28 protein-coding genes and 5 pseudogenes are annotated in these 22337 nt (G+C 65.0%); 19 read left to right on the forward strand and 14 right to left on the reverse strand.

Annotated elements, in window-relative coordinates:
* Positions 1–326: 326 nt before the first annotated feature.
* A complete protein-coding gene (locus C4K88_RS00075; protein ID WP_104119634.1) occupies positions 327–1130 on the reverse strand; it encodes a type II CAAX endopeptidase family protein in 804 nt (267 codons plus the stop codon).
* 67 nt (positions 1131–1197) lie between these two features.
* Complete coding sequence (locus tag C4K88_RS00080; RefSeq protein ID WP_104119635.1) at positions 1198–1563, reverse strand: DUF4190 domain-containing protein; 366 nt, start codon at positions 1561–1563, stop codon at positions 1198–1200.
* Between the two features lie 425 nt (positions 1564–1988).
* On the opposite strand from C4K88_RS00080, the pseudogene C4K88_RS00085 reads away from it, so the two are divergent.
* Positions 1989–2288 (forward strand): annotated as a pseudogene (locus C4K88_RS00085) (GAF domain-containing protein); the annotation flags it as partial.
* Between the two features lie 206 nt (positions 2289–2494).
* Here C4K88_RS00085 and C4K88_RS00090 read toward each other — a convergent pair.
* From C4K88_RS00090 to C4K88_RS00100, 3 genes are all read right to left on the reverse strand, one after another.
* Positions 2495–3040, reverse strand: coding sequence for a hypothetical protein (locus tag C4K88_RS00090; RefSeq protein ID WP_104119637.1), 546 nt, complete (start codon positions 3038–3040; stop codon positions 2495–2497).
* A complete protein-coding gene (locus C4K88_RS00095; RefSeq protein ID WP_104119638.1) occupies positions 3037–3264 on the reverse strand; it encodes a helix-turn-helix transcriptional regulator in 228 nt (75 codons plus the stop codon). The genes C4K88_RS00090 and C4K88_RS00095 overlap by 4 nt, the downstream gene beginning before the upstream one ends.
* A gap of 424 nt (positions 3265–3688) precedes the next feature.
* Positions 3689–3886 (reverse strand): hypothetical protein, encoded by a 198-nt coding sequence (locus tag C4K88_RS00100; protein WP_104119639.1) that lies wholly within the window; start codon positions 3884–3886, stop codon positions 3689–3691.
* Between the two features lie 631 nt (positions 3887–4517).
* Here C4K88_RS00100 and C4K88_RS00105 point away from each other — a divergent pair.
* Entirely contained in the window at positions 4518–4880 is a 363-nt protein-coding gene (locus C4K88_RS00105; RefSeq protein ID WP_104119640.1) for a DUF2200 domain-containing protein, read from the forward strand.
* Between the two features lie 185 nt (positions 4881–5065).
* Here the strand turns inward: C4K88_RS00105 and C4K88_RS00110 are convergent, their stop codons facing one another.
* Complete coding sequence (locus tag C4K88_RS00110) at positions 5066–5641, reverse strand: dihydrofolate reductase family protein (RefSeq protein WP_104119641.1); 576 nt, start codon at positions 5639–5641, stop codon at positions 5066–5068.
* Between the two features lie 176 nt (positions 5642–5817).
* Here C4K88_RS00110 and C4K88_RS00115 point away from each other — a divergent pair, with 176 nt between their 5' ends.
* From C4K88_RS00115 to C4K88_RS17655, 6 genes and pseudogenes are all read left to right on the forward strand, one after another.
* Entirely contained in the window at positions 5818–6168 is a 351-nt protein-coding gene (locus C4K88_RS00115) for a hypothetical protein (RefSeq protein ID WP_104119642.1), read from the forward strand.
* 408 nt (positions 6169–6576) lie between these two features.
* The gene (locus C4K88_RS00125) at positions 6577–7326 is read left to right on the forward strand and encodes a dienelactone hydrolase family protein (protein ID WP_241521630.1); all 750 of its coding nucleotides are present in this window, start codon (positions 6577–6579) and stop codon (positions 7324–7326) included.
* Between the two features lie 703 nt (positions 7327–8029).
* Positions 8030–8356, forward strand: a complete 327-nt coding sequence (locus tag C4K88_RS00130) for a GYD domain-containing protein (protein ID WP_104119643.1) — start codon at positions 8030–8032, stop codon at positions 8354–8356.
* Positions 8357–8436: 80 nt separating this feature from the next.
* Positions 8437–8931, forward strand: coding sequence for a GNAT family N-acetyltransferase (locus tag C4K88_RS00135; protein ID WP_104119644.1), 495 nt, complete (start codon positions 8437–8439; stop codon positions 8929–8931).
* 135 nt (positions 8932–9066) lie between these two features.
* A complete protein-coding gene (locus C4K88_RS00140; protein ID WP_241521631.1) occupies positions 9067–9753 on the forward strand; it encodes a DM13 domain-containing protein in 687 nt (228 codons plus the stop codon).
* A gap of 316 nt (positions 9754–10069) precedes the next feature.
* Positions 10070–10293, forward strand: a pseudogene (locus tag C4K88_RS17655) (flavodoxin family protein); the annotation flags it as partial.
* A 127-nt stretch (positions 10294–10420) separates the two neighbouring features.
* On the opposite strand, the pseudogene C4K88_RS17885 reads toward C4K88_RS17655, so the two are convergent.
* Positions 10421–10834, reverse strand: a pseudogene (locus tag C4K88_RS17885) (DUF6855 family protein).
* A 109-nt stretch (positions 10835–10943) separates the two neighbouring features.
* Positions 10944–11666, reverse strand: a complete 723-nt coding sequence (locus C4K88_RS00155; protein WP_104119645.1) for a TetR/AcrR family transcriptional regulator — start codon at positions 11664–11666, stop codon at positions 10944–10946.
* A gap of 89 nt (positions 11667–11755) precedes the next feature.
* Between C4K88_RS00155 and C4K88_RS00160 the strand changes: the two genes are divergently transcribed.
* From C4K88_RS00160 to C4K88_RS00175, 4 genes are all read left to right on the forward strand, one after another.
* Positions 11756–12562 carry a DUF4386 domain-containing protein gene (locus C4K88_RS00160; RefSeq protein ID WP_104119646.1) on the forward strand — a complete coding sequence of 269 codons (807 nt, stop codon included), beginning with the start codon at positions 11756–11758 and terminating at the stop codon, positions 12560–12562.
* A 5-nt stretch (positions 12563–12567) separates the two neighbouring features.
* The gene (locus C4K88_RS00165; protein ID WP_104119647.1) at positions 12568–13167 is read left to right on the forward strand and encodes a hypothetical protein; all 600 of its coding nucleotides are present in this window, start codon (positions 12568–12570) and stop codon (positions 13165–13167) included.
* Entirely contained in the window at positions 13164–14123 is a 960-nt protein-coding gene (locus tag C4K88_RS00170) for an NAD-dependent epimerase/dehydratase family protein (RefSeq protein ID WP_104119648.1), read from the forward strand. The genes C4K88_RS00165 and C4K88_RS00170 overlap by 4 nt, the downstream gene beginning before the upstream one ends.
* A 703-nt stretch (positions 14124–14826) precedes the next feature.
* Complete coding sequence (locus C4K88_RS00175; RefSeq protein ID WP_104119649.1) at positions 14827–15591, forward strand: hypothetical protein; 765 nt, start codon at positions 14827–14829, stop codon at positions 15589–15591.
* 109 nt (positions 15592–15700) lie between these two features.
* On the opposite strand, the gene C4K88_RS00180 is transcribed toward C4K88_RS00175, so the two are convergent.
* Both C4K88_RS00180 and C4K88_RS00185 read right to left on the reverse strand, forming a co-directional pair.
* On the reverse strand, positions 15701–16081 hold the full coding sequence (locus C4K88_RS00180; RefSeq protein ID WP_104119650.1) for a DUF6958 family protein: 381 nt from the start codon (positions 16079–16081) through the stop codon (positions 15701–15703).
* A complete protein-coding gene (locus tag C4K88_RS00185; protein WP_104119651.1) occupies positions 16071–16460 on the reverse strand; it encodes an SRPBCC family protein in 390 nt (129 codons plus the stop codon). The genes C4K88_RS00180 and C4K88_RS00185 overlap by 11 nt, the downstream gene beginning before the upstream one ends.
* 131 nt (positions 16461–16591) lie before the next feature.
* Here C4K88_RS00185 and C4K88_RS17575 point away from each other — a divergent pair, with 131 nt between their 5' ends.
* The 3 genes from C4K88_RS17575 (at position 16592) to C4K88_RS00200 (ending at position 17906) form a co-directional block, all read left to right on the forward strand.
* The gene (locus C4K88_RS17575; protein ID WP_206604322.1) at positions 16592–16735 is read left to right on the forward strand and encodes a hypothetical protein; all 144 of its coding nucleotides are present in this window, start codon (positions 16592–16594) and stop codon (positions 16733–16735) included.
* A gap of 1 nt (position 16736) precedes the next feature.
* Entirely contained in the window at positions 16737–17021 is a 285-nt protein-coding gene (locus C4K88_RS00190; RefSeq protein ID WP_206604323.1) for a MarR family winged helix-turn-helix transcriptional regulator, read from the forward strand.
* Between the two features lie 387 nt (positions 17022–17408).
* Positions 17409–17906 carry a hypothetical protein gene (locus tag C4K88_RS00200; RefSeq protein ID WP_104119654.1) on the forward strand — a complete coding sequence of 166 codons (498 nt, stop codon included), beginning with the start codon at positions 17409–17411 and terminating at the stop codon, positions 17904–17906.
* A gap of 149 nt (positions 17907–18055) precedes the next feature.
* Here the strand turns inward: C4K88_RS00200 and C4K88_RS00205 are convergent, their stop codons facing one another.
* Together C4K88_RS00205 and C4K88_RS00210 are read right to left on the reverse strand one after the other, a co-directional pair.
* Positions 18056–18577 carry a MarR family winged helix-turn-helix transcriptional regulator gene (locus C4K88_RS00205; protein WP_104119655.1) on the reverse strand — a complete coding sequence of 174 codons (522 nt, stop codon included), beginning with the start codon at positions 18575–18577 and terminating at the stop codon, positions 18056–18058.
* Positions 18577–18789, reverse strand: coding sequence for a hypothetical protein (locus tag C4K88_RS00210; protein ID WP_104119656.1), 213 nt, complete (start codon positions 18787–18789; stop codon positions 18577–18579). The genes C4K88_RS00205 and C4K88_RS00210 overlap by 1 nt, the downstream gene beginning before the upstream one ends.
* Positions 18790–19124: 335 nt before the next feature.
* Between C4K88_RS00210 and C4K88_RS00215 the strand changes: the two genes are divergently transcribed.
* The 4 genes and pseudogenes from C4K88_RS00215 (at position 19125) to C4K88_RS00230 (ending at position 20468) form a co-directional block, all read left to right on the forward strand.
* On the forward strand, positions 19125–19454 hold the full coding sequence (locus C4K88_RS00215) for a PadR family transcriptional regulator (protein WP_104119657.1): 330 nt from the start codon (positions 19125–19127) through the stop codon (positions 19452–19454).
* Positions 19451–19816: a DUF1048 domain-containing protein gene (locus tag C4K88_RS00220; RefSeq protein WP_104119658.1), complete on the forward strand. Its 366-nt coding sequence runs from the start codon at positions 19451–19453 to the stop codon at positions 19814–19816. Before C4K88_RS00215 ends, C4K88_RS00220 begins: the two co-directional genes overlap by 4 nt.
* 86 nt (positions 19817–19902) lie before the next feature.
* Positions 19903–20145 (forward strand): annotated as a pseudogene (locus C4K88_RS17665) (P-loop NTPase family protein); the annotation flags it as partial.
* Between the two features lie 95 nt (positions 20146–20240).
* Positions 20241–20468: a hypothetical protein gene (locus C4K88_RS00230; RefSeq protein WP_167398935.1), complete on the forward strand. Its 228-nt coding sequence runs from the start codon at positions 20241–20243 to the stop codon at positions 20466–20468.
* A gap of 302 nt (positions 20469–20770) precedes the next feature.
* On the opposite strand, the pseudogene C4K88_RS00235 reads toward C4K88_RS00230, so the two are convergent.
* Positions 20771–21442: pseudogene (locus C4K88_RS00235) on the reverse strand (Type 1 glutamine amidotransferase-like domain-containing protein).
* Between the two features lie 222 nt (positions 21443–21664).
* A complete protein-coding gene (locus tag C4K88_RS00240) occupies positions 21665–21955 on the reverse strand; it encodes a Rid family hydrolase (protein WP_306418587.1) in 291 nt (96 codons plus the stop codon).
* Positions 21956–22337 lie beyond the last annotated feature (382 nt).

A 22337-nucleotide genomic window follows, 5' to 3' on the forward strand; every position in this document is an offset into this window, starting at 1 on the left:
CCTGACATCACAAGGGCAGGGACCAGGCAGCCCATCGCCTTGCGCTTTACACGAGACCGAGAACGAGACCGAAAACGAGAACGAGCATGAGCGCGGGTGCTCGTCGTTGGTCAGTAGCTGGACCTCCCTGTTCTGGGCGACGGCGATATTCGTGGCCTCACGCGAGTCGTCATGGACGGAAGCGGTGACGTCGGCGAGGACGCCCCGTACCCTCGCCGTCGAAAGCACCGCCGCTGAACCCTACACACCGTTTATCGGACAGTCCGCGCCCGAGCATTTCGTCGGGGGCTGTCCGATAAACGGTGTGGGGGCAGTGGTGGAGGGTTTCAGGCGGGTGAGGGTGCGTGGCGGTCTTTGATGGCGATGGTGACCAGGGCGATCAGGCCGAGGACGGGAACGATGACGAGCATGGCGAAGGAGATCAGCGATGATGTCGTGGTGGGTTCTGCGGGTGGCAGGAAGAGGGAGATGTCCCACAGGCCGTGGGCGATCATCGCCGGCAGGAGGAGTCCCCGCATCCTGCGGAAGGAGTACAGGATCGCCCCGGTCGTGGTGGCCAGGAGTACCTGGTTCAGGACGGCCGGTGCCGGGGATCCGGTGATGAGGTTGGTCAGGTGGAAGAGCCCGAAGATCACCGATGTGCCGATCGCGACGGTCGCCTCGGTCCGGCCGTCGGCTCGCAGGCCGCGCAGGAGGATGCCGCGGAACAGGGTTTCCTCGCAGAACCCGACGAGGATTCCCGTGACGAGGATCGGGATCAGCAGGTCCACGCGGAGTCCGGACCAGCCGACGAAGACCAGGTGCACGATGATCCCGACGATGAACGCGATCGCGGCGATCCTCAGGATGATCGGGACGGGGAGGCGTTCCTTGTCGTGGAAGACGTGGTCCCAGCGGGACCACCAAAGAAAGCCGACGAGCACGATCGCGCCGAGCACGAGGGGCAGGACGGCGCAGCGCCACACGTTCGCACCGGAGGCGAACCAGTCGGTGTAGGGGATCCCGGAGCTGGTGGCAGTGGCGGTGAAGACGGCCGCGTAGAGGATGACGACCAGCAGAGCGGGCCCGGTCGAGGGCCGTATCCGGGGAGTGCGCATGCGGACGGAGGAAGAAGTGTTCACGTCAGACATGAGCCGATACCTTCGGGGAGGGTCCGCCGGGTCAGCGGACGGTGAGGAGGAATCTGTGCGCGGGGTGCTACCGGTCGATGGTGCTGCAGGCGACTTCCCTGCCGTCGACGGTTACGGTGCCGGTGAAATCGACGGCCTGACAGGCTTCCAGGGCTTGGGCTGCGAACGCGGCGGCGGACGCGAACGTGATGATCGCGACGACCGCGACGACGGTGAGGATCGCGCCGATGATGATCGCCGCGACGGCCGGCCCGTTCTTGTAGCCTGCTTTGCGGCTCTGCATGAGCGCGACGATGCCGAGGATGAGGCCGATGACGTTGAAGAAGATCGCTAGGACGAGTGCGACGATGCCGAGCGTCTTACCGGGCACGGCCTCGGTCGACGTCGGCGAGGCGGTGACAGCGGGACGCGGGGCGTCCGTGGGAGAAGCCACAATTCCTCCATGATGTGAGTGGTGTGTGCTTGCGCCTCAGAGCGTAGCGACGCCCGGGGGCCGCCAGTATCACCCGCCCCGGGTGAGACGTCTGCGCCAAGCGGCGTGATGCCCGCTGCGGGATCCGCTTGTGAACGAGGAGGAGCTCACTTGGCGGCAGCGGCAACCCTGGCTTAGGGCTGCCCCATGCTGGAGGTCCGTCCCAACTGCGAATGCTGCGACCATGACATCGCTCTTCCGAAAAGGCATACAGGTGCGCTTGGTCCCCGGACTGCGTGGACCGCTTCGAACTGGTACGAAGCGTAGAGACGCTGTCTGCGTGTCGGGCTGTGTGCGGCAGTCATGGACACGGCGGCGGCGCGCGACGGCCAGTGACCTTTGCCGTGCGTCGTTCCTAGCAGTACCTTAAATCCTTCGTCGGCCCGCTCCGCCGCTACCTGGAGCGGAGTACTGCTTTGTGCAATGTGACAATTCAGCAGGATGAACCGCTGATCATCACCGATACACGGGCCGACCCTCGCTTCTCGACCAACCCGTTGGTGCTGGCCGCACCGTTCATCCGGTTCTACGCCGGCGTCCCCTTACGCGGCCCGGGCGGATCGTTCGTCGGCAGCTTCTGCATCATGGACCAGACCGCTCGGGACTTCTCTCGTCATGATCGACAGAAGCTCCACGCACTGGCCTACCAGGCAGAAGCCGAGCTCAACGCCGGGCTGCTCCCCTGATCCTGCGCATCGCCGCAGCCATCACCCGGCACCTGACACACCCAGGTCGCTTACAACAACGTGGGAAATGCGGCCAACTCGACTCCTCATACACTCATCGAAGGCTGATTTCCTCATTCCTCAGAAACCCCGCAAACCACCGGCTAGGACTCCCTCGTCGGGACCTGTCGGAAGTCCTCCGGGTACGACCGTGGTCAGCTTGCTTCTCAGCGGTCACGCGCCTCTCGGAGGCGGTTCGCGCGTCGGAAGCTGAGCAGACTTCCGATGATCGCGGCGAGACCGCCGATCATGCCGCCGACGACGGCACCCTGTGCCATGCCGCCGAAGAATCCCTCGCCGGGGGTCACCTCGATGCGAGAAATGGTCAGCAGCGGTTGGCCGGCGAAGATGGTGTACGCCATGGCCGCAAAGGTCAGGGTCATCATGGCTCCGAAGACAACGGTGCTGACCATCGTGGACCGGGCGCCCGCGGTCTCGGCGAGCATCTGCACGTTCACGTTCCGCCGCCTGGCGTACCAGACGGCGGCACCCGATGGCAGGAGTGTCACCACCAGCAGGACTACCGGCAGCAGCAGGAACCCGAAGACGGACGCAAGGAAGGCGCTCACCAGACCTGCGTACAGTGCGGTCGTCAGACCGAAGGTGCTGGCCTCCATGAACACCGCCCGTTCACGCTCATCCCCGTAAGCGGGGCTGTCGAGGTCCATGATTCGTTCGGCGACCCGATCCAGCTTGTTGGGCCTGTGAGTCATCTGCTGTCTCCCGTCTCATTGGTGAAGAGTTCCTCGACAGTCCTGTCCAAAGCCTTGGCGATCCGTAGGGCGAGATACACCGAGGGGGCGTAGTCGCCCTGCTCGACGGCGATGATCGTCTGCCTGCTGACGCCCACCAGATCGGCAAGCTCGGCCTGAGTGAGGCGATGCTCTTTCCGGCGCTCCCGCACCGGGCTTGCCCTGTCAGTGTCCCCGGGAACCATGGCTTGATGTTAAGGATCATTGACATGCAGTGTCAAGGATCATAAACATGCGGTGACGTGCTGACGGCTGGACACAAGAGATCGCCCATGGCCGCTCCCCCGCGCCGTTTCACTTCCCCACGGAGTCGCGGACTGGCCATCTTCATCCCTATTTATGGGTGCTGGGTGGCCCGGACCGGACGCGGCCCGGAGGAACAGGCCGGGTACTGGGGGTTATCTCTCGTCCCGGGACAGCATCCACCGGCCCGCTGATAGCTCCTGCCACCAGTCCAATCAAAGGATCCTCAGGCTGGAACCCGTGCTGCAGTACGGATGTCAGTTTCCTGCGAAAAGGTGAAGCTTCCAGGGGTGGATGGGCGTTCCTCGTGGTGAGAGCGACTGTCGTACCAGCAGGGGTACGCGCCGGGCCGAGGATCCTGCCTTCTTAGGCCGCCTCTACGTCGATGACCAGCAGCGGTGAGGGCAGCGTCAGGACCGGGGCGGGACGACGCTCACGCAGGGCTATCTGGATCGGCAGCGGCGGCATCAACCGACCCCGCTCGATGAGCTCGAGGGTCCGCCGGGACTGCGGGACGGGTGTCTTCGAGTCTGCGTCGTGGTACTCGCCGGGGTGGGTGATCATGGCTGGCTTCTCTTGCTGGTGTTGAGTCTGTCCATAGGCTATTCGTCGCCGGTGACAGTTAAGCGGGGTGCTCCCGCAGTGAGAATCGTCATTACGGCGGCGATCTCCGGCTGCTACTGGGCCCCCGGCAGGCTTGGTGACGCCGGTGATCATCCGGTACCGTCGGCGCCGAGGAAACCAGGACGATGCCGCCGATAAGCTGCTCTGATGGTGGTTACGGGAGTCATTCGAGGCGCTGAGCTGGACCAGGTGAACGCCGAGGGCGCGGCGTACGAGGACGCTGAAGCGCAGGTGCTGTCCCGAGTGCCAGAAGGATTTTTCCTACTTGCGATCTACACGGACCGGGACTCGTAGGACATGGGCCTCTTAGGCAACGAGACGGAGTTGGACCGAAGGCCATTGGCCTCCTGCGAGCCGCCCTCGAGCAAGAGCGGAGAGAAATAGATCCCCGCTCCTTTCAAGACGCTGGGCGACCGGTTCGTTGCGTCTGTCATGCCGGCAGGACGCGAAGGAATGGCAGGTGAGTCAGATGCTCGTACGACGGCGGGATCGCGAACACGATCCGCGTCCTGAAGGCCGCACTAAGCGAAGATGCCGAACCGGATTCACCATCCGACGGTAAGATTCCGGCATGAAGACGGACGAGAAGACCCTGACCCGGGTCTACCGCATGCCGTTCTCCGCGGTGTATCCCCACTACGTCACGAAAGTGGAAAGGAAGGGCCGCACGAAAGCCGAGCTGCACCAGGTCATCACGTGGCTGACCGGCTTCACTGACGCCGACCTCGAACGTCATCTAGCGCGGGAGACCTCGTTCGAGGCGTTCTTCGCCGACGCACACCTGAACTCCAACGCCCCACTGATCACCGGCGTCGTGTGCGGAGTGCGGGTCGAAGACATCGACGACCCCGTGATGCAGAAAGTCCGCTATCTCGACAAGCTGGTCGATGAACTGGCCCGAGGCAAGACCATCGAGAAGATCCTGCGATCCTGACCCCTGCCCCGCCACTCACCCGCCCGCCGGAAGATCCTCATCGTGCGGTTGGGTCGAGGCGTGGACGGTGATGGCGGTGGTGCTGACGATGGGCGAACGCGCCGCCGTCGATGCCCCGCGAAGGGACGCACCATTGAGTAAGGTACCCGGCGCCTCGAGTGGTGCCGTGCAGCCCCTCACCGCCCTCAGCGAATGACGTCGTAGATGGACTTCATCACGCCGTTCGCGTAGGCCTCCGACTCGCGCAGGTGCAACTGCTGCCGCTGCCGATCCTCCGCGCTGAACAACCTCTTGCCCGCTCCGAGCAGGACCGGAAACACCAGAAGGTTGTACCGGTCGATCAAAGCCGCGTCGGCGAGGGTCCGCGCGAGCTCGGCACTGCCATGAATGAAGATCGCACCCCCGTCGCCCTGCTTGAGCGCCGCGACGTCCTCGACGGATCGCAGGATCTGCAGGGGACCCCACCCATCGATGAGAGCGTCCTCGTCAAGACTCGACGACACGACGTACTTGGGAAGGTCCTTGTACGCCGCGTGATCCTCGGATCCGGCCCACACCGGAGCGAACGCCTCATAGCTCCGCCGCCCGAACATCAGCGCTGTCGTCTCCTCCAGCTCCTCGCCCTTCAACGCGAAAGCCTCCGGCAGGAACTCGGTGCTCAACACCCATCCGCCGCCAGGGTGCCCCTCTTCAACGCCGCCCGGCGAGTCCACCACACCATCCAGCGACATGAACCCCGTCCACACCAATTCCCGTGCCATCCGATACCTCCATTGCCTCATCCAGTTGACCTATACGTACAAAGTAGACGCCACACGCACCACAGACTCATCGCCCCGGTCAATCCCTCCGAAACCAGCCGAGCCAGAGCCACCAAAACCCAGCACTATTGGCCCTCCAGAGAGCTGCAGCAGACCACCGTACATAAACTCGGGCGATGAACGAAGCCGCCACGATCCGGGAGCCCTCCCGGAAAGCGGGCCGCCTTGGCCTGCTGGTCGCCGGCGCGCTGGGGGTGCCCTTTATCGCCGCAGTCCTGCTGGCGGCGGCTCCCTTCATCCCGGCGACGGAGAGCGGCGTGACCGGCGCCATCGTGTTGGGCTCCGCGCTCGGTTGGGCGCTCGTGGCGGTGTTCTCAGCGAGGTTCAGCGACCAGTCGCAGCAATGGGCTGTGGCTCCCGCCGTGTTCCTGGGTGTGAGCGGGCTGCTCCTGGTGGTGTTTGGCGCCCCGATGCAGGAGGCGCTTGCCTGGGTCTGGCACCCGACCTTGCTGGTGCTGGTGATTTGAATGGGCGTCATGATGCGGCGGCAACTTCACAGCCGGAGTGCGCGGACGATGCAGGACAGCGCCCCGATCGCCGCCGACCTGCGCACGCTGCTGCAGCGCGGGAACGAGCCCGGCCCCTATGTGCTGGCCGGACACTCCTTCGGCGGGCTCACGTCCTCACCTTCGCGGCCCGCTGCCCCGACGAGGTCGCCGGATTGGTACTCGTGGACTCGACCGCGCCGGCTCCCGATCCCGTGTCCGGTGCAACGCCCTCCCGTTCGATGGTTCGGCTCCCGGAGCGACATGACGTGCGCGTCGGCGGGTCGGCGGGATGACCGGGCCGCGAGCTGTGATGCTTGTTCGGTGGCAGAGCTGCACCGGATCTGGTCCTTCTCTGGCCAAGAACCGCGGTGTCTTTCACACTGAGCTATGGACACGACATCACTTCTCGAGATCGATACCGGTCGTGGGTCGATGAGCGCCTATGCGGCGGTGCCGACGACCGAACCACCGTGGCCAGGCGTCGTCGTGATTCACGACTTCACGGGGATGAGCCAGGACCTTCAGGGCCACGCCCGCTGGCTCGCCGGGGAAGGTTTCCTGACGATCGCACCTGACCTCTACTACTGGGGCAGCAGACTGCGCTGCCTGCGCACGATCATGAGAGACCTTGGCCCGCGCCGGGGTCGGTCCTTCGACGACATCGAGGCAGCACGGCAATGGCTCCGGAATCACGACGGGTGCACAGATGTCGTCGGCGTGGTCGGGTTCTGCATGGGCGGCGGGTACGCCATCGCCTTGGCCGAGGGCCACGATTTCAGTGCTTCGGCCGTCAACTACGGCGGCTGCCCCTCGGATGCCAGGACCTGGTTGACGCAGGCGTGCCCGGTCGTGGGTAGCTTCGGAGGTGCTGACAGGTCCCCACTGGGCGCCCGCGCCGGTGAGCAGCTGGACGAGCTGCTCACCGAGTTCGAGGTGCCCCACGACATCAAGATCTACCCGGGGGTGGGCCACGGATTCATGAATGACCACGCACCCGAGGATCAGACGCTGTTCCTGCGCTTCCTCGCCCGCATCTCCGGCACCAGGTACGACGAAGCCGCCACCGCGGATGCCCGCGGGCGGATCATCCGGTTCTTCACCACACACCTGAGCCCAGATACACCCCCGTGTCCATGAGCACGGGCAACGACTGATCCGACCCGACGGCCCAGGGCAGCACTCACGACTTAGGCAGGTTGCGGGCCACCCTGTACCGTGGCGCAATCGCGACCCCCGCGCTCGACAATGGATTGCCTCGCACCCCCGAGACGACTCCGTAATTCTTTGGGTCGTGGAGAAGCTGTAGAGGTGAAGGCACATCACCGGAGCGAATCTTGCCGTTGGCGGACGAGCCCACATCGCCGCGCGGCGGGAGGGGACCAGGCGTGACGAAGCGGACCTCATCACCGTGTACCTGCGCCTGACCATAGCGGCGGGAGCGCTGACCAAGACTTCACCCCAGAACGTCAGGCCAAGGCGTCATCGCCCACCCACGCACCGGTGACCGAACTGCCCAGTCCGCATGTGGTGAGAAGGCACGGAACGACACGGTAACCGCGCTGCGTTTGTCTGCTAGGCCGAGAGTTCTCAGCCTTCAATCAAGACATCAACACTTCCCTCTGCCGAATGGAGGGGTGGCGATGGCGGGCCGCCCGCTCCCCCGATCCTGGACTTACCGACCGATCAGGGGGCCTTGCCGCTGATCCATCAGGGGATCCTCTGCTCGAAGCACGGCCGCATGCGGGCGGCAGGAGTTTCTCGGTGACTCATTGCTGACCCGACAGCGGGCTGTCATTCTTGCCGGATCCGCACTTCCGACGGTGAACGAGAGGAAGAAACGATGCCGCTCTATTTGTCGAAGTTCAGCTACACACCGGAGACCTGGGCGAGACTGATCAGCAACCCCGAAGACCGCGGAAAGGCCGCCCAGGCTTATATCGAGTCGGTTGGAGGGAAGCTCCACGGATTCTGGTACGCCTTCGGGGCCCATGACGGCTATAACCTATGGGAGGCTCCCGACAACGTGTCCATGGCCGCGGTCGCACTGGCAATCAGCGGAGGCGGCGCCCTGAGCTCCTTCGAAACGACAGCGCTCCTGAGCGTCGACGAGACGATGGAAGCCTTGCGCAGCGCCGAGCAGATTCGGTACCCACCTCCCGGCGCCTGACAATCCCCGCGCACCTGCGCCACGGCCAGGTGCCTGCATCCATCCGCTCACCCTGCGTGTGCGGTGGATAGTCTTGCTGCGTGCAGATTGTTCCCTTCACCGAAGAACATCGCGAACCGCTCCTCGCTCTCTCACTGCGTGCGTGGGAACCCGTCTTCCCGCTACTCGAACCGGCTGTGCCGGCATTCGTCTACGAGACCTTCTACCCCGAGGGGTGGCGCAAGCGGCAATTCGACGACTTGAGCGCCACCCTCGACACCGAGCCGCAGAACGTGGACGTCGCGCTGATCGACGGCCTACCTGTCGGCTGGGTCTGCACCCGCCTTCACCCCGAGGACACCATGGGTGAGGTGTACGTCCTCGCCGTCGACCCACCGCACCAAGGAAAAGGGGTGGGCGCCGCGCTCATGCAGCATTCCCTCGAACGAGCAAGATCAAACGGCATGCGCATGATGATGGTCGAGACAGGCGATGACCCCGGCCACGCGCCTGCACGCCGTGTGTACGAGGGAGCCGGTTTCGAGCGGTGGCCTGTCGCTCGCTACTTCAAGGACATCACCCCAGCGGCTGAGTGATACCCCGGCGTCATCCTGCCCGGTGCAGCATGAACTGGAACGCGCTCAATGTCGTACAACCGTGGGATGCACGACAGGAGGCCGAGACGCGGCTGCCATCCCGCCCTCCCGGGTCGCGGCCCGCGATGAGCGGTCGTGTCAGCGTGCCCGGGTGGCGAGTTCCTCGAGGATCCGGAAACCCTGCCAGTCGACGGACCGGTGGACTGCCTCATCATCGGCGGCGTCCTCCTCATCGGAGGGTCGGCGCTGGCCTTACTCCTGCTTATCGGTGCTGCAGTCCTGTTCAAGCCCTGGCTGCTGTTCATCGACGTCAGGGTGGACGATGACATCCCCGTTGTCGCAGCAGCACCGACGACCGGAACGGACACCACCGCCCCGGACCCGGCGGGCTCCGGAGGCGACAGCGGACCAGCCACCACGACCAGCCCGTCGACACCCCTGCCCACCCAGAGCGCTGCCGGCCCAGCCCTACTGAGCCAAGGCACCTTCATCGACCACGAGCATCCGACGTCGGGGACCGCCAGCATCATCCTCCAATCCGACGGCTCACGGCTACTGGCTATCGAAGGGCTTCAGACCACGAACGGACCTGACGTCCATGTCTGGCTCAGCGCCGCGGACGTCGTCGAGGGCGTCGACGGCTGGTACACCGCCGGATCAGCGGAGCGCGTGGACCTCGGCCCGATCAAGGGCAACCAAGGCAATCAGGTGTACCCCATCCCTGACGACATGGACCTGGACCGGTTCCCAACCGTCGACCTCTGGTGCGTGCAGTTTGGGGTGTCCTTCGGCGCCGCGCAACTGTCCACCACTCCGAGCTGATAGATGCCGCTTCTCCTCATCCACGAGTGGTTCGGCGGACGCGTTGGGTGAACTCCTGGTGACACGTTCGACGGCCCTTCGGGCTTCGAGGTCGACCTTGGTGTAACGGACGTAGTTGGAGAGCCGTCCGGTTAGGGGGGCCGGGTGGGACCCGGGCCTGGTCTGCGCTTCCTTGACGATGATCTGCAGGGCCTCATGGTGGCACTCGCGCAATGGATCCTGAGATCGGTCGCGTACGCGTCTACGATCTCCGTACCGGCGGTGACGGAGGCCAGGCTGGCGCAAATGAGGACACACGCACGGGATGCTGCTCCTGGGCTGGATCGGGGAAGCCGGACCCGGCCCGAGCTACCTGGACGAAAGCTCCGGCGGCCCGGACAACGACTTCACGAACCGGAACACCACCTTCACGACCTGGAACCTGCTCCACATGGCACGACTGCTGAATCAGCCGGAGGCATCCCCGCCTAGGGTAACCTTCCCGGCGCGTGGAGCGACGGCAACAGGTTCGGCCTCGAGGCCAATCCGGGATACCGGTAAGACGCTCGCCCGACATTCATCCTCACTCGGTTGATCTCCCCCGGCACGCAATCGCCTAGACCCAGCCGGTGAATGTACTGATCGGGTTCATGCGCTACGACTCAACGGAAGCGACATAAGCGGGACGTCATCCAGGCGGCGCTATGGCGCGGACCTTATTGTTGCGCCTGTCATGGGTGAGTTCCACCATCCCCATCGCTTCCAGCAGGGGCGGCAGGTACATCCCGAAGCGTCCCCGGTAACCGGGCCTGAGCCCGTACCAGCCACCGACCGGGTTCGAGGGATCCCTACCCCAGGACTCCACGCTGCCCTCCGCTGCCGGCCTGGTCTCGTCCGACGCGCCCAGCGGCACCCAGCCGCCCTGCTACAGCAACCACGCGTGAAGGTCCTCCACAGCGCTCATCCGGTATTTCAGGGTGGTCGACCCCACTTGGCACACCAGGGCCGGCGGGTCAGTCTCAGGATCCCGATACATCGTGTAGGCGGATGACCACGGAGCCGTCACGAGCCGCCATGGATCATCTTTCGTACCTGCGACCACCTCGGGCCTCCCTGCTCGTATCGGACGGGAGCCTCAGCGTACGCCGAGAAGCCGCACACTTCTGCCCCCACCATGTCCGAGGAATCACACATGATGATGGCGCGCCTTGTCATGTGGCGGCGGCAGCCGTCGCGGAGTCTGGTTTTTGGGGCAGGGGGTGGGTGAGCCCGTCGAGGACCCGGTGCAGTCCCCAAAGATACTGTTCGGTGGACACGTAGCGGGCCATGACCTCGGCGGTCGACGCGGAGAGCGGGTAAGTCTCGGCCGTTATCGAGGAGAAGCCTGCCTGCCTTGCCTTGATGCGTTCGGCTTCGGGAGGTGCCTGGCGGATGTCGCCGAGATCCGCCACGTCCAGGGCGATCGACCCGAAGACGTAGACGACCAGCAGGTAGGCGGCTTTCGCCGCGTCCGTGGGTGAGAGCCCTGCACTGGCGAGGACTTCCATCAGCCGCTCGTTCAGGGCGAGGGCGCGAGGACCGTCCATGGGGCCGCCGATCATCAAACCGACTGCGCCCGGATGGGCCTTGAGGCGCTCCCGCAGTTCGATGGCGATGAGTTCGATCCGCCGACGCCAGGGAATCTCCGGGTCCGCGAACGCCGCGTGATCGACCTGCCCGAACAGATGCTCGACGGTCGCCTTGACGACGGCGGCCTTGTCCGGGAAGTACGTGTAGACCGCGTTCGGGGCTACCCCGATCCGTGCCGCGATACCCCGGATGGACGCAGCAGTGACGCCGCCTTCGTCCAACAGACTGAGGGCGGCCTCCACGATGTCCTGCTCGGTCGAGACCCGTCGTGGGCCGCGACGGAAACCCTTGAACTGCTCTGCCACGTCCGGGGCTCCTTACCCTTGACACTGTTCTGTACAGGGTACACGATTTGTACACCGTACAAATTTGGTCTCGGGAAGCAGCTTTCACCATGAGAACTACCAGTACTACCGGGCGCCTGGGCCGGCTCACGGGCCTCCTCTTCGTGATCAGCGCCCTCGCCTTCGCGGCGGCGGCAACACTGCTGACCATCGCCTTCGACTGGCCGGACATCCTCCGGGAACCGGCAGAGGTCGTCCTGCAGGCCTTCGCCGCCGGCGGACCCGGTCTGGTCTGGCTCTGGTTCGCGACGGCCTGGGCCTACGGCCTCCTCGCCGTTCCCGTCCTCCTCCTCCCCGCCGCCCTGGGCCTCCGATCCAGCCCCGCGCTGCAGGTAGCAACCTCGGTGGGCGCGGTCTCGGTGCTCGTCTCCCTCATCGGATTCCTCCGCTGGGTGTTCGTCGTCCCACCCCTCGCCGACTCCCACGCGACCGGCGATGCCCAGACCCAGGCGGCGGTGGAGGCAGCCTGGACCGCCCAGCACCAGTTCGGAGGAGCACTGCTGGGAGAACACCTGGGCCAACTGCTCGTCATCGGCTGGTCGGTCACGCTCAGCGTCATCATCCTGCGCAGCGGGGCCCTCCCCCGCTGGCTCGGCGCCGCAGGCATCGCCGCCAGCGCCATCTATCTGCTCAACCAGGGCGACATCCTCTCCACCGCGGTGCCCGGATTCCCCGTCTGGGACCTGGCGGGGCTGATCGGCAGCACCGCCTGGGGCCTCTGGATCGCCGCGCTCGGCGTCACCCTGCTCACCCGGACCGCCCCCGGGCACTCCGACACCGCCGACGAACCGGCCCCCGCGTCAATCCCCCGGACCCCCACCACCGGCGGGCCGGCTCACACCGGCCGTAGGAACTGATCCTCATGACATACACCCCCACCTCCCGCGCCCCTTTCCTGCGCACCTGGCTCATCTGGGTCGCCGGCTTCCTTGCGTTTCCCCTTGCCGGGCTCATCGGCACCCTCGTCATCGGCCGCGTCGACGACCCGATCGCTGCGCTGACCGGCGGCGCGATCACCGGGCTCGTCCTCGGCACTGGCCAGACCCTGACCAGCAGCCACCGCCTGCGGGCCAGCAGATGGATACCCGCGACCACCGTGGGCCTGAGCGCAGGCTTGCTCGTCGGCACCTCCGCCGTGGATTACCGCACCTCCCTCGCCGACCTCGCCCTGATGGGTGCCCTCAACGGCCTCGTCGTGGGCGCCTGCCAGGCGGCCGCCCTACCACCCGGGGGACGCAGGCGCTGGGTCTGGACCCCGATCGCGTCGATCCTGTGGGCACTGGGTTGGACTGTTACGACCCTCCTGATGGTCAGCGTCGACGAACAGTTCATCGTCTTCGGCGCCAGCGGAGCCCTCGTCTTCGCCGCGCTCTCCGGGCTCGCCCTGTACTGGCTCGTCCCCGCCCGGACCGACGCCGACACGCCTGCAGAGTTTCCGACGACGACGGCGGCGACGCCATGAGCGCCGGGCTGCACGTCATCTTCGGCACCGGAGCGGCCGGTCTCGCCACCTTCGACGCGCTCCGTCGCCGCGGCCGCACCGTGCGACTCATCAACCGCTCCGGCCACGCCCCTGTCGGCGCCGACGTCGAGGTCCTCGCCGGCGACGTCAGGGACACCTCGTTCGCCATCGACGCAGCCCGTGGCGCCGCCGTCGTCTACCAGACCCTCAATCCGCCGTACTCCCAATGGAGTCAGCAGTTCCCAGCCCTGCAGGCCGGCGTACTCGCCGCTGCCGAAGAGGCCGGCGCACGCCTGGTGAGCCTGGAGAACGTCTACATGTACGGGCGTCCCGCAGGACGCCCGCTCACCGAGGACCGCGAGAACAACGCCCACACCGTCAAGGGGCGACTCCGGGCGGGTATGGCCGAGGAACTACTCGCAGCGCACAGGGCCGGCCGCGTCGAGATCAGCATCGGCCGGGCGTCGGACTACTTCGGCCCCCGCGGCGGGGCCCAATCCAACCTCGGCGACCGCGTCTTCCCCGCCGCACTCAACGGCAGAACCGCGACGGTCCTCGGTAACCCCGACCAGCCGCACACCTACACCTACCTCCCCGACATCGGTGAGGGCCTCGCCCTGCTCGGGGAACACACTGATGCCCCAGGGAGGATCTGGCACCTGCCCAACGACCCCGACACCCGCACCACACGCCAACTCGTCCACATCATCTACCGGCAGGCCGGCCACGACCACTCCAGACTCCGTGCCGTCCCACCGCTGCTGCTCCGCGCCCTCGGCCTGGTGAACCCCACCGTGCGCGAACTCCTCGAGATGCAGTACCAGTTCGAGGAACCCTTCATCGTCGACAGCAGCACAATCGCCCATCACCTCGGCATCGCCGCCACCCCGATCGAACAAGCCATCACCGAGACGCTCGAGGACTACCGCGAGACACCCGGCTCGCCCGCACCCTGAATCGATGCGCACATCCGAGTGCTCTTCGGCTCGGTGAGCCCGCTCGTGCCGGCACTGATCGCGATCGGACTCACGGCCATGATCGTGTGGGGGTACCTGATGCGGATCAAACACCGCCCCACCCGCTGCACCGACGGCGAGCGACTCCGTCTCGGTCGGCCAGCGGCCCGAGGCGTCCTGGAGGCTGTACCCCTCTGGGACACCGCGCTTGGCACTGTCGCTAGCCTTCGTCATCGGACTCTTCACACCACTGCTGGGCCTCAGCCTCCTCGCATTACTCGCCATCGACACCCTCATCGGTTATCAGCAGCACCCGACAGAGGGGGCGCTGAAGGTTGGGCCGCCCGCGAAACAATCTCGAGCGCGGGTGCCGAGAATGACATGTGGTGTTCCCCGGACCGTGTCCTGGAGCTACGTGCTGTTCAACTCGCCGCCGGTACAGTTCGAGTCATGGCAGCAGTCGGTCACGCGCGGATCTCGATGCCCATCCTGCGCACGCGCTCCGGGCATTGAAGACCAGAAACTTGCAAATCATCACCCTTTTCGTTCGGGAGGGCTACGACAGTGCCGCTACCGCGCAAATCCTGCGTTCTGCCCAGGGGACCGCGCAAACCAGAGTGCGCTGGGCCAGGCATCGACTACGCGCCCAGCTCCTGAACCCTTCACCGACACGACCACTCACACGGTCCCAGGAAGGACAGCCATGACAATCGACCCGATGGATCCCGTCGTCGGCGAGAAAGGGCGCCTCGCCCTGGTCGAGCACGTCGCCGTCACCTCACCGATCCGCAGGCGCCAGCGGTGGTGGTGGATCGGGGTCGGCGTGTTCGCCGGCGTCGGACTCATCGGGGGCGTCGGAGCAACCGCAGCAGGTTCCCTCATCGAGCCGGGCGCGGACATCGTGACCGGCTACGGAAACCCGGTCACCGGGACCTACACCGGCTCCCACACCATCGAACTGGGCGGCACGCCCGACAGCGCGACCTCCATCATGGTCGAACTGACCTGCCTCAGCGGCGGCATCGTCTACCTGCCTGACGGAACGGGCACCATCTGCCCAGACCTCGGGGCCGGCATGACATCTCGGACTCCCCTGACCTTATCGGCGGAGCAGGATTCACTCGAGGTCAGGACCAGCGATCCGACTGTCGGCTTTCACGCACACATCATCTATACGGGCATGACCCCGACGGAGTGGGCGGTGAACGAGAACAGCGACACCTACGGTGCCACCAACACCCGCGGCGAGCCGGACCTCATCTCGGTCATGACCACCGAGGGGCGCCTCGGCTACATCTACGCCGACCAACTCAGCGAGGCATCCGGCCGGACTGCAGCCAAAGACTTCACCAGCCCAGCCGCCGCCCTCGCCTGGCAAGAGGAGCGAGAAGGAACAGCGGCAATGATCGCGATCTACGAGTCCGACGGCCAGACAGTCATCGGCGAGTTCGAAGCTGGACGCTGGTAAAGACCTACTTCCGTCAGGACAGCGGCCGACTCCCTTCGAAACCCGCAACGGGACCCGCTTGTAGAGCGCTTCGTCTTTCTCCGGTTCAGGATCGTTACTCGTTGCCGGGCTATGCGGGTGTTCTGCGGACGCGTTGGGGTGAGCTCCTGGGGATGCGTTCGACGAGTCCGCGGGCTTCGAGGTCGACTTTGGTGTAGCGGACGTAGTTGGAGAGCCGCCCGGCGGGGAAGGCCGGGTGGGAGCCGAGCCGGGTTTGCGCTTCGTTGACGATGACCTGCAGGGCCACGGTGCCGTCGTCGGCGGCGAAGGCGTCGATCGTGGTCAGGATGACGTCGACGAGCAGGTCGTACTGTTCGAGCGCGATGGCCCAGCCGTCCAGGCCATCGGGCCGGGTCGCGTTGAACATCTGCACGCGCCCGCGTTCCCGGGCGAGTGCGTCCTCGGCCCACGCCCGCGGGCTGACTGCCGCCGAGTGCGGGTCAGCGGACATGCGTGGCCTCGACGAGGTCCTTGAGTTGCTGCAGGTCCTTCACATGCAGCGGGCGGATCGTGCGGCGTAGCCACCGGTTCGCCAAGGGCTTCACGATGCGGGGCACGGGAGGTTCGACCTCGAAGGCCAGGGACACCCGGGTCCGTGCCGGCGCCACGGGATCGATGTGGAAGTCGACGCGCGGGCACACCCAGCGACCCCGGGGGCCCCGATTGCGCATCACGTTCCGAATGACACCGGGGTTCGCCGAGACCAGGGTCTGGCGGCCCTGCTCGACGCCCTTCGAATCGGTGAAGACGATCTGCGAACCGGGGCTCGTCCCGTCCCCGTCGACCCGGCAGGTGAACCCGGTGGCTTCGGGCCACGCCGACCATCGCATCAGGGTGTTCTGATTACGAACAACCTGGTGGACGACGTCCCGGGGGCTTCGATGATGATGGTCTCGGTCCACCCCATGACACCCTCCCAAAGCTTGTAGTCGAATTAGTTGACTGCAATTTTGTCGAGCTAATGGACTTTGACACGCAGCATCTTTTGCTTCTGGCCTGTCGGGCGCGCGGGGCGGCCTTCGACGCCCATGACGCCCTCGTGGCCCGGCAGTTGGGGGTGTCGCGGACCGTGCTGCGGCTCCTCAACCGGTTGGAGGGCGGGTGACGTGCAGGTGGACCTTGCGCACCACCTGCACGTCACCCGCGCTGCGGTGACCACGATCGTGGATCGTCTGGCCGCGGCAGGGCTGGTTGTCCGCGAGTCGTCTCCGGTGGATCGTCGGGTGAAACTGGTGACACTGACCCCGAAGACGTGGCAGGTCTTGGGCCTGCACTACCGCCCTGCCGGCCAGCGTGTCCTCGCGCTCACCGAAACAATGCCACCGACGGACGTCGACCGCCTGACTCAGCACCTCTCATCAATCACCGAGGCGCTCACCTCAGACTCCTGAAGATTTGCCTGTCCCCGCTGGGGGCTCCCTAAGCGACAACGCCCAGGAGCGCGGGCGAGTTCGGACTCGACGCGTACCTGCACGGCATGTATCTGCTAGCAGCCGCGGACCGAGACCTCATCGCTATGGCCCTGAACGAAATGATCGACGACCTGCTCCAACACCCCAGGGCGGCCTGCTCCTACGACACCCCCGCGAACCTGGGAACCGTTTTTCCGACAGCCTCTATCCATCGCGCGTTGTTCAGTGTCCAGCGAGGCACGGGTGAGAGCGGGGCAGGGCAAGAGCCGGGCTTCACTTCTTTGTTCGGCAGTAGGCTGATCGTGACAGGTTGAAGTGGTCCCGGTGAGGCGGGCACCGCCTCTCGATCCTTCAGGAGGATTTGCCATGACTGGAACATCGCGACTGGCCGGCATCGCCAGGGCCGCGGGAACCGGTGCCGCAGCCGGGCTTGTGGGAGCGGGAGCGATGGTGGTGAGCGAAAGACTTGAGCAAGCGATCACCCACCGGCCCAACTCTTACGTGCCGGCCCGTGCCCTGCTCACCCTGATCGGTCGACACCCCAGCGATGAGGCCAGCCCGCCCGGGTGGAACAACATCATGCACTGGGCCACCGGCGGTGCTCTCGGCGCGCTGCGCGGGGTTTGGGCAGTGACCGGCATTCGCGGCGCCCAAGCCAATCTCTGGCACACTGTGGTGCGCTTGGCTTTTGATCAAACCATTGAAAACGCCACCGGCGTCGGAGCGCCGCCTGCCTCGTGGCCTGCCGAGGAGAAGATCGTCGACATAGGCCATAAGGCACTATATTCCGTCGTCACGGGGATAGCGGCAGACCGGATGCTGCCCCCTTCGCTGGCCTCGACGCGGGGACGCACCAGCCACTGATGACCCGGCCAGAGACTGGCTTGGGACTCCGGTCCCCCACGAGCCGACATGGGACCGGTATGGACGACACGACCGCGGACTGAGCCCTGTTCGTTGTGGCCGGCGCAGCGTTCCTTCCGGAGCTGATCGAAGCATCCGGCGCGAGGAACTTACTGTGTGGTGTGGCGGTCCTCAATAGGTGCCTCGGTGCCAGTAGTGGCGACGATCAAGGCGCGCATGGCGCGATTCAGGTCGTCGACGTTTTCTCGGGTCAGGTTCAGGCGTCTCATCATGATTCCGGGTACCGAGAGTGCGCGCTCCCGAAGATCAGTGCCAGCTGTAGTGAGGTCTACCGCTAGGGCACGTTCATTGCCTTCAACTCGTTGCCGCGTGATGTACTCCAACGCTTCGAGGCGTTTGAGCATCGGGGACAGGGTCGCCGATTCAATGAGGAGATCATCGCTCAGCGATTTCACAGTCCGTGGATGGCGTTCCCAGAGAGCGAGCATTACCAGGTATTGCGGGTGGGTGAGATTGAGCTCCTGCAGCACAGGACGGTAAGAACTGACCACGCTGCGCGAGGCCACTGACAGCGCAAAGCACAATTGGCGTTCAAGCAGGAGGTCGTCGTCCGCGTTGGGGCCGAAACGGCTAGGATCCTCAGCGCGAGCTGCCTGAGTGGGCGTACTCATCACTCGGGCGTGCGGGTGGTCAGGTAGGTCGAACCATCAGCATTGCGAACGACCTGCCACTGCTCCAGTTCATGCTGGCGCCCCTGCTGAGCCGCATCATTGCGATACACCACCGAACCTGCGGTGGTGCCCTGGGCTGCTGGTCCGAAGAACATCTGCAGTTTGCTGGTGGCACTCATGAATCGGTGCACGAACGACGACTTCTGTGCCATGGGGCTTCCTTCGTAGAGCGGCGCGCACCAAGATTGTTAGTGTGCTAACTATTAGTATACAGGGCGATCACTGCAAGAGATCCCACCTCGCGGCGAGGGCTCCTGCAGGCACGCCGCGCTGTGACAAGACACCACTCACTCCGGCGACCCACCGCAAGAGCTCACCAGCCATCCACTGGACACCTACGACGGTCCAGTCGAAGGATCTTTCGCAGGAACGATAGATTTCGCGACGCCAGCGAGTTCTTATCCATTCAGTTCTGCCTCTTGCTACGCACCACTACCTAGTGTTACTTTCTACCAGTACCTTGTGATACAGACTAGCGAGGAGCGGCATGGGTAAGCAGGCAACCGAGATGCTCAAGGGCACCCTCGAGGGCATCATCCTCGCCATCCTGGCGAGCCGATCGGCGTACGGCTACGAGATCACGGCGTGGCTTCGGCAGCAGGGTTTCTCGGAAATCGCAGAAGGCACGGTCTATGCACTCCTTGTCCGAGTGGAGCAGCGCGGGCTCGTGGACGTGGAGAAGGTGCCGTCTGAGAAGGGTCCACCACGCAAGGTGTATTCGCTGAACACCCAGGGACAGGAATATCTCACCGAGTTCTGGAGGACCTGGAGCTTCCTCTCCGAACGACTCGAGCAGCTCCGCGATGGAGGCAGATGATCATGTGGATCGAAAAGGTGGTCGGGGGTTTAGGCGACAAGAAAAAGTATCGCGAGTACAAGCAGCGTGTCCGGCGACTGCCGGACGGCTACCGGCAGACCGCGCGGGCGCTCGAACGTTATCTGATGAATTTGGGCCCCACGGGCAACGGCAAGAACCTCATCATCATGCTGAATGATCTCGCCGACCTGCTCGAGCAGAGTGCTGCCGCGGGAACCCCACTGCGCGAGGTGGTCGGGACCGATCCGGCGGATTTCGCCGAGGAGTTCATGCAGAACCATGCAGGTGGCAGCTGGATCCGGTCGGAGCGGGAACGCCTCGGCAGGGCCATCGACCGGGCCGAGGCGGAGCAGCGGCCATGAGCACGACCACCGCGATACGGGTGCGAGACCCACAAAATCCTACAAGGAGCTGAACGTGCTGCGTGGGGTGGACCTCGACGTCGAACAAGGTACGGGAATTCATCAACCTCACCGGGCAGTTCACCGCCGTCGACGAAGTAGTCAGCGGACGAGAGAACCTCGTGCTCATCGCACACCTACGCCACCTCGGCAATCCAGGACCGATCGCGGACGACCTGCTCCAGCGTTTTGCCCTGAACGACGCAGGTGGACGCCGGGCCAGCACCTACTCAGGCGGAATGCGCCGCCGCCTCGATATCGCCATGAGCCTCATCGGATCACCCGAGGTCGGGGCGACGCGCCCTCGCAAGTCTCCCGCTGGAGCATCGAGACCGTCTGCAAGTATGGGCGGATCGGCATCATCGGCGTCTACAGCCCACAGGCAATGTCCTACCCCATCGGGCAAGCCATGAACAAGAACCTCACCATCCGCATGGGCAACTGCGACCACCGATCCGTCACCCCTCCCCTTCTGGACCTCGTCGCATCGGGTGTCTTCGACCCCACCGCGTTCATCACGCAGCACAAACCGATCAAGGACGTCGTCGATGCCTACCTGAACTTCGATCGTCGCGAGGAGGGCTGGCTCAAAACGGTCCTCACCACCCAATAAGGCCTTCTTACATCCCGCGGCCTCCTGCTCATCAATCGACCACACACAATGTGCTCCCGCGTCGAAACCCACACGTGAGCAACAACCGAGATCAGCCAAAAATGTACGACCAATGTGCCTCACGGTACGTAGCTCTCGGACACGACCCATAGGACACGACACGCCGTTGTCGGCGCTCATAGCCGGAAGTGTTCCGTGGACGGTCGTTCGAAATACACAGAATGCCGGGATGATTGGGGGCGGTGAGGAGCTTGGCTTGCAGGTTCACTAAAGGACGATCGTCATGTCGGCCGCACCCCAGTTCAAGAATTCAGTTGTTGCCAATGCCCTTCGGAGATGACCTTCACGGTTCCGTCGATGACGGAGATCGCCGTCTGGTCGTCGATCGCGTAAGCAGGCCCTGCGATGTCCGTCGCCCACGCGCGCGCCCTCTCGAGGGTGTTCGTGGACCAGCCCGGATAGTTCAGGTGCGGGAAGATGGAGAAGCCGACGACGCCCAATCCTTCGTCGGTGTCCGCCAGGTTCCAATCGACGAACTGCTTGCCGATGCGCGGGGTCATGACCATACTGCCGGCGCTCACCCCGACCTAGACGGTATCGGGCAGAGACGGCAGCAGATCGGCCAGACCGGATTGCTGCATCCAGTGGCAAAGGTAGATTGCCTCGCCCCCGTCCACCAGCAGCACGTCGGCGTCTCTCACCCACCGCACCCAGCGTTGCTCGACGATGCTCGGCAGTGCCGTCAACTCGAGCACTCCGATCGACTTCCAGCCCAGCTCGCCCAACCCGCGCTGGTCGGACCCCCTGCCGGAGGTCGACCGCCACACCGACTGCGGCGAGCACAGGGGATGACCCCATTGTGCGGTCGGGATAATGAGTGCGTCACACTCCTCAATGGGTTTGCCCACCGCGTCGATCAGAGCGTTACGCATGGACGTGTTGGTCACTCCTCCAGAGGTCAGTAGAAGCTTCAATGATTCACCCTTTGCTCGCTTGCCTATGTCGGGCTGGACCGTACCCAGCCCGATCGTGGAGCCATCCCATCGGATTGGACCATCCTTCGCAAGGCGTCATCCCCCGTTCGGGCAAAGCTCGAAGACATCGCTGCATCCCGATGCGATCCACAGATGCTGCGGATCTCGATGAGCTGATGCTCGTACCCGAGGACGGTCACACCCAGGAGAGTGGTCGGCGCCTCATGCCCGGCGAACGCATCGCGGACAACATTCCAGAAGGTCGGCTCGGTCCGTGGAGGCGACCAGGACGCAGGTACTGATGACTTCCATCACGGTCGCGCCGGCCTCGGCCAGGGCAATCGTCATGTTCTCGATGCATCGGGCCGCCTGCGCCGCGTGATCGCCCCGACCGACGGTGACCCCGTCCTCGTCGAGGGGGCACGCTCCTGCGATGAAGGCCAGCCGTGCATCGGGTTCAACCGTGGCCGGCCGAACCGGGTCTAGTGTGCAGACGGACAGCTCGAGCAACACCGAATACATCAGTAGAAAAGCATGCATGCGGACGACGACGAAGGACTATGCGGCCGCTGGGCTGCTTGCACTCGCTGTAGGAGTTTTGGCCACGGCCTGCACGACCAGTGCAGAACCGACAACAGAAGCCGCCGCTACCAGCAGCTCACCCGCCGAAGCGACGGGATCGGCCATCCCATCCGCGGCTTCGACTCCCAGCCCGCCGGCGACACCTTCCCCCTCATCATCGCCGCCGAGCACACCCGCGCCGCCCCCTACTGCCGAGCCCGCGCCACCCGCGCCGCCGGCTCCATCGGTGGAGGGTGTGCGCATCGATCACCCGTACGGGCCGTTCCTACAGGTCCCGTTGCCCGAGGGTGATAAGGCGTACGACGTTGCCGGA

It is taken from the genome of Arthrobacter pityocampae, assembly GCF_002927275.1.
Lineage (GTDB): Bacteria > Actinomycetota > Actinomycetes > Actinomycetales > Micrococcaceae > Arthrobacter_D > Arthrobacter_D pityocampae.

What these genes read in the sequence shown, in the direction of transcription:
- C4K88_RS00165 (WP_104119647.1), top strand. Translation starts at nt 12,568, where the DNA reads ATGACATACACCCCCACCTCCCGCGCCCCTTTCCTGCGCACCTGGCTC.
- C4K88_RS00200 (WP_104119654.1), top strand. Translation starts at nt 17,409, where the DNA reads ATGACTGGAACATCGCGACTGGCCGGCATCGCCAGGGCCGCGGGAACC.
- C4K88_RS00115 (WP_104119642.1), top strand. Translation starts at nt 5,818, where the DNA reads ATGAACGAAGCCGCCACGATCCGGGAGCCCTCCCGGAAAGCGGGCCGC.
- C4K88_RS00130 (WP_104119643.1), top strand. Translation starts at nt 8,030, where the DNA reads ATGCCGCTCTATTTGTCGAAGTTCAGCTACACACCGGAGACCTGGGCG.
- C4K88_RS17575 (WP_206604322.1), top strand. Translation starts at nt 16,592, where the DNA reads ATGGACTTTGACACGCAGCATCTTTTGCTTCTGGCCTGTCGGGCGCGC.
- C4K88_RS00100 (WP_104119639.1), bottom strand. Translation starts at nt 3,886, where the DNA reads ATGATCACCCACCCCGGCGAGTACCACGACGCAGACTCGAAGACACCC.
- C4K88_RS00215 (WP_104119657.1), top strand. Translation starts at nt 19,125, where the DNA reads ATGGGTAAGCAGGCAACCGAGATGCTCAAGGGCACCCTCGAGGGCATC.
- C4K88_RS00095 (WP_104119638.1), bottom strand. Translation starts at nt 3,264, where the DNA reads ATGGTTCCCGGGGACACTGACAGGGCAAGCCCGGTGCGGGAGCGCCGG.
- C4K88_RS00125 (WP_241521630.1), top strand. Translation starts at nt 6,577, where the DNA reads ATGGACACGACATCACTTCTCGAGATCGATACCGGTCGTGGGTCGATG.
- C4K88_RS00205 (WP_104119655.1), bottom strand. Translation starts at nt 18,577, where the DNA reads ATGAGTACGCCCACTCAGGCAGCTCGCGCTGAGGATCCTAGCCGTTTC.
- C4K88_RS00105 (WP_104119640.1), top strand. Translation starts at nt 4,518, where the DNA reads ATGAAGACGGACGAGAAGACCCTGACCCGGGTCTACCGCATGCCGTTC.
- C4K88_RS00230 (WP_167398935.1), top strand. Translation starts at nt 20,241, where the DNA reads ATGTCCTACCCCATCGGGCAAGCCATGAACAAGAACCTCACCATCCGC.
- C4K88_RS00185 (WP_104119651.1), bottom strand. Translation starts at nt 16,460, where the DNA reads ATGCGATGGTCGGCGTGGCCCGAAGCCACCGGGTTCACCTGCCGGGTC.
- C4K88_RS00090 (WP_104119637.1), bottom strand. Translation starts at nt 3,040, where the DNA reads ATGACTCACAGGCCCAACAAGCTGGATCGGGTCGCCGAACGAATCATG.
- C4K88_RS00210 (WP_104119656.1), bottom strand. Translation starts at nt 18,789, where the DNA reads ATGGCACAGAAGTCGTCGTTCGTGCACCGATTCATGAGTGCCACCAGC.
- C4K88_RS00175 (WP_104119649.1), top strand. Translation starts at nt 14,827, where the DNA reads ATGACAATCGACCCGATGGATCCCGTCGTCGGCGAGAAAGGGCGCCTC.
- C4K88_RS00075 (WP_104119634.1), bottom strand. Translation starts at nt 1,130, where the DNA reads ATGTCTGACGTGAACACTTCTTCCTCCGTCCGCATGCGCACTCCCCGG.
- C4K88_RS00160 (WP_104119646.1), top strand. Translation starts at nt 11,756, where the DNA reads ATGAGAACTACCAGTACTACCGGGCGCCTGGGCCGGCTCACGGGCCTC.
- C4K88_RS00110 (WP_104119641.1), bottom strand. Translation starts at nt 5,641, where the DNA reads ATGGCACGGGAATTGGTGTGGACGGGGTTCATGTCGCTGGATGGTGTG.
- C4K88_RS00220 (WP_104119658.1), top strand. Translation starts at nt 19,451, where the DNA reads ATGATCATGTGGATCGAAAAGGTGGTCGGGGGTTTAGGCGACAAGAAA.
- C4K88_RS00180 (WP_104119650.1), bottom strand. Translation starts at nt 16,081, where the DNA reads ATGTCCGCTGACCCGCACTCGGCGGCAGTCAGCCCGCGGGCGTGGGCC.
- C4K88_RS00170 (WP_104119648.1), top strand. Translation starts at nt 13,164, where the DNA reads ATGAGCGCCGGGCTGCACGTCATCTTCGGCACCGGAGCGGCCGGTCTC.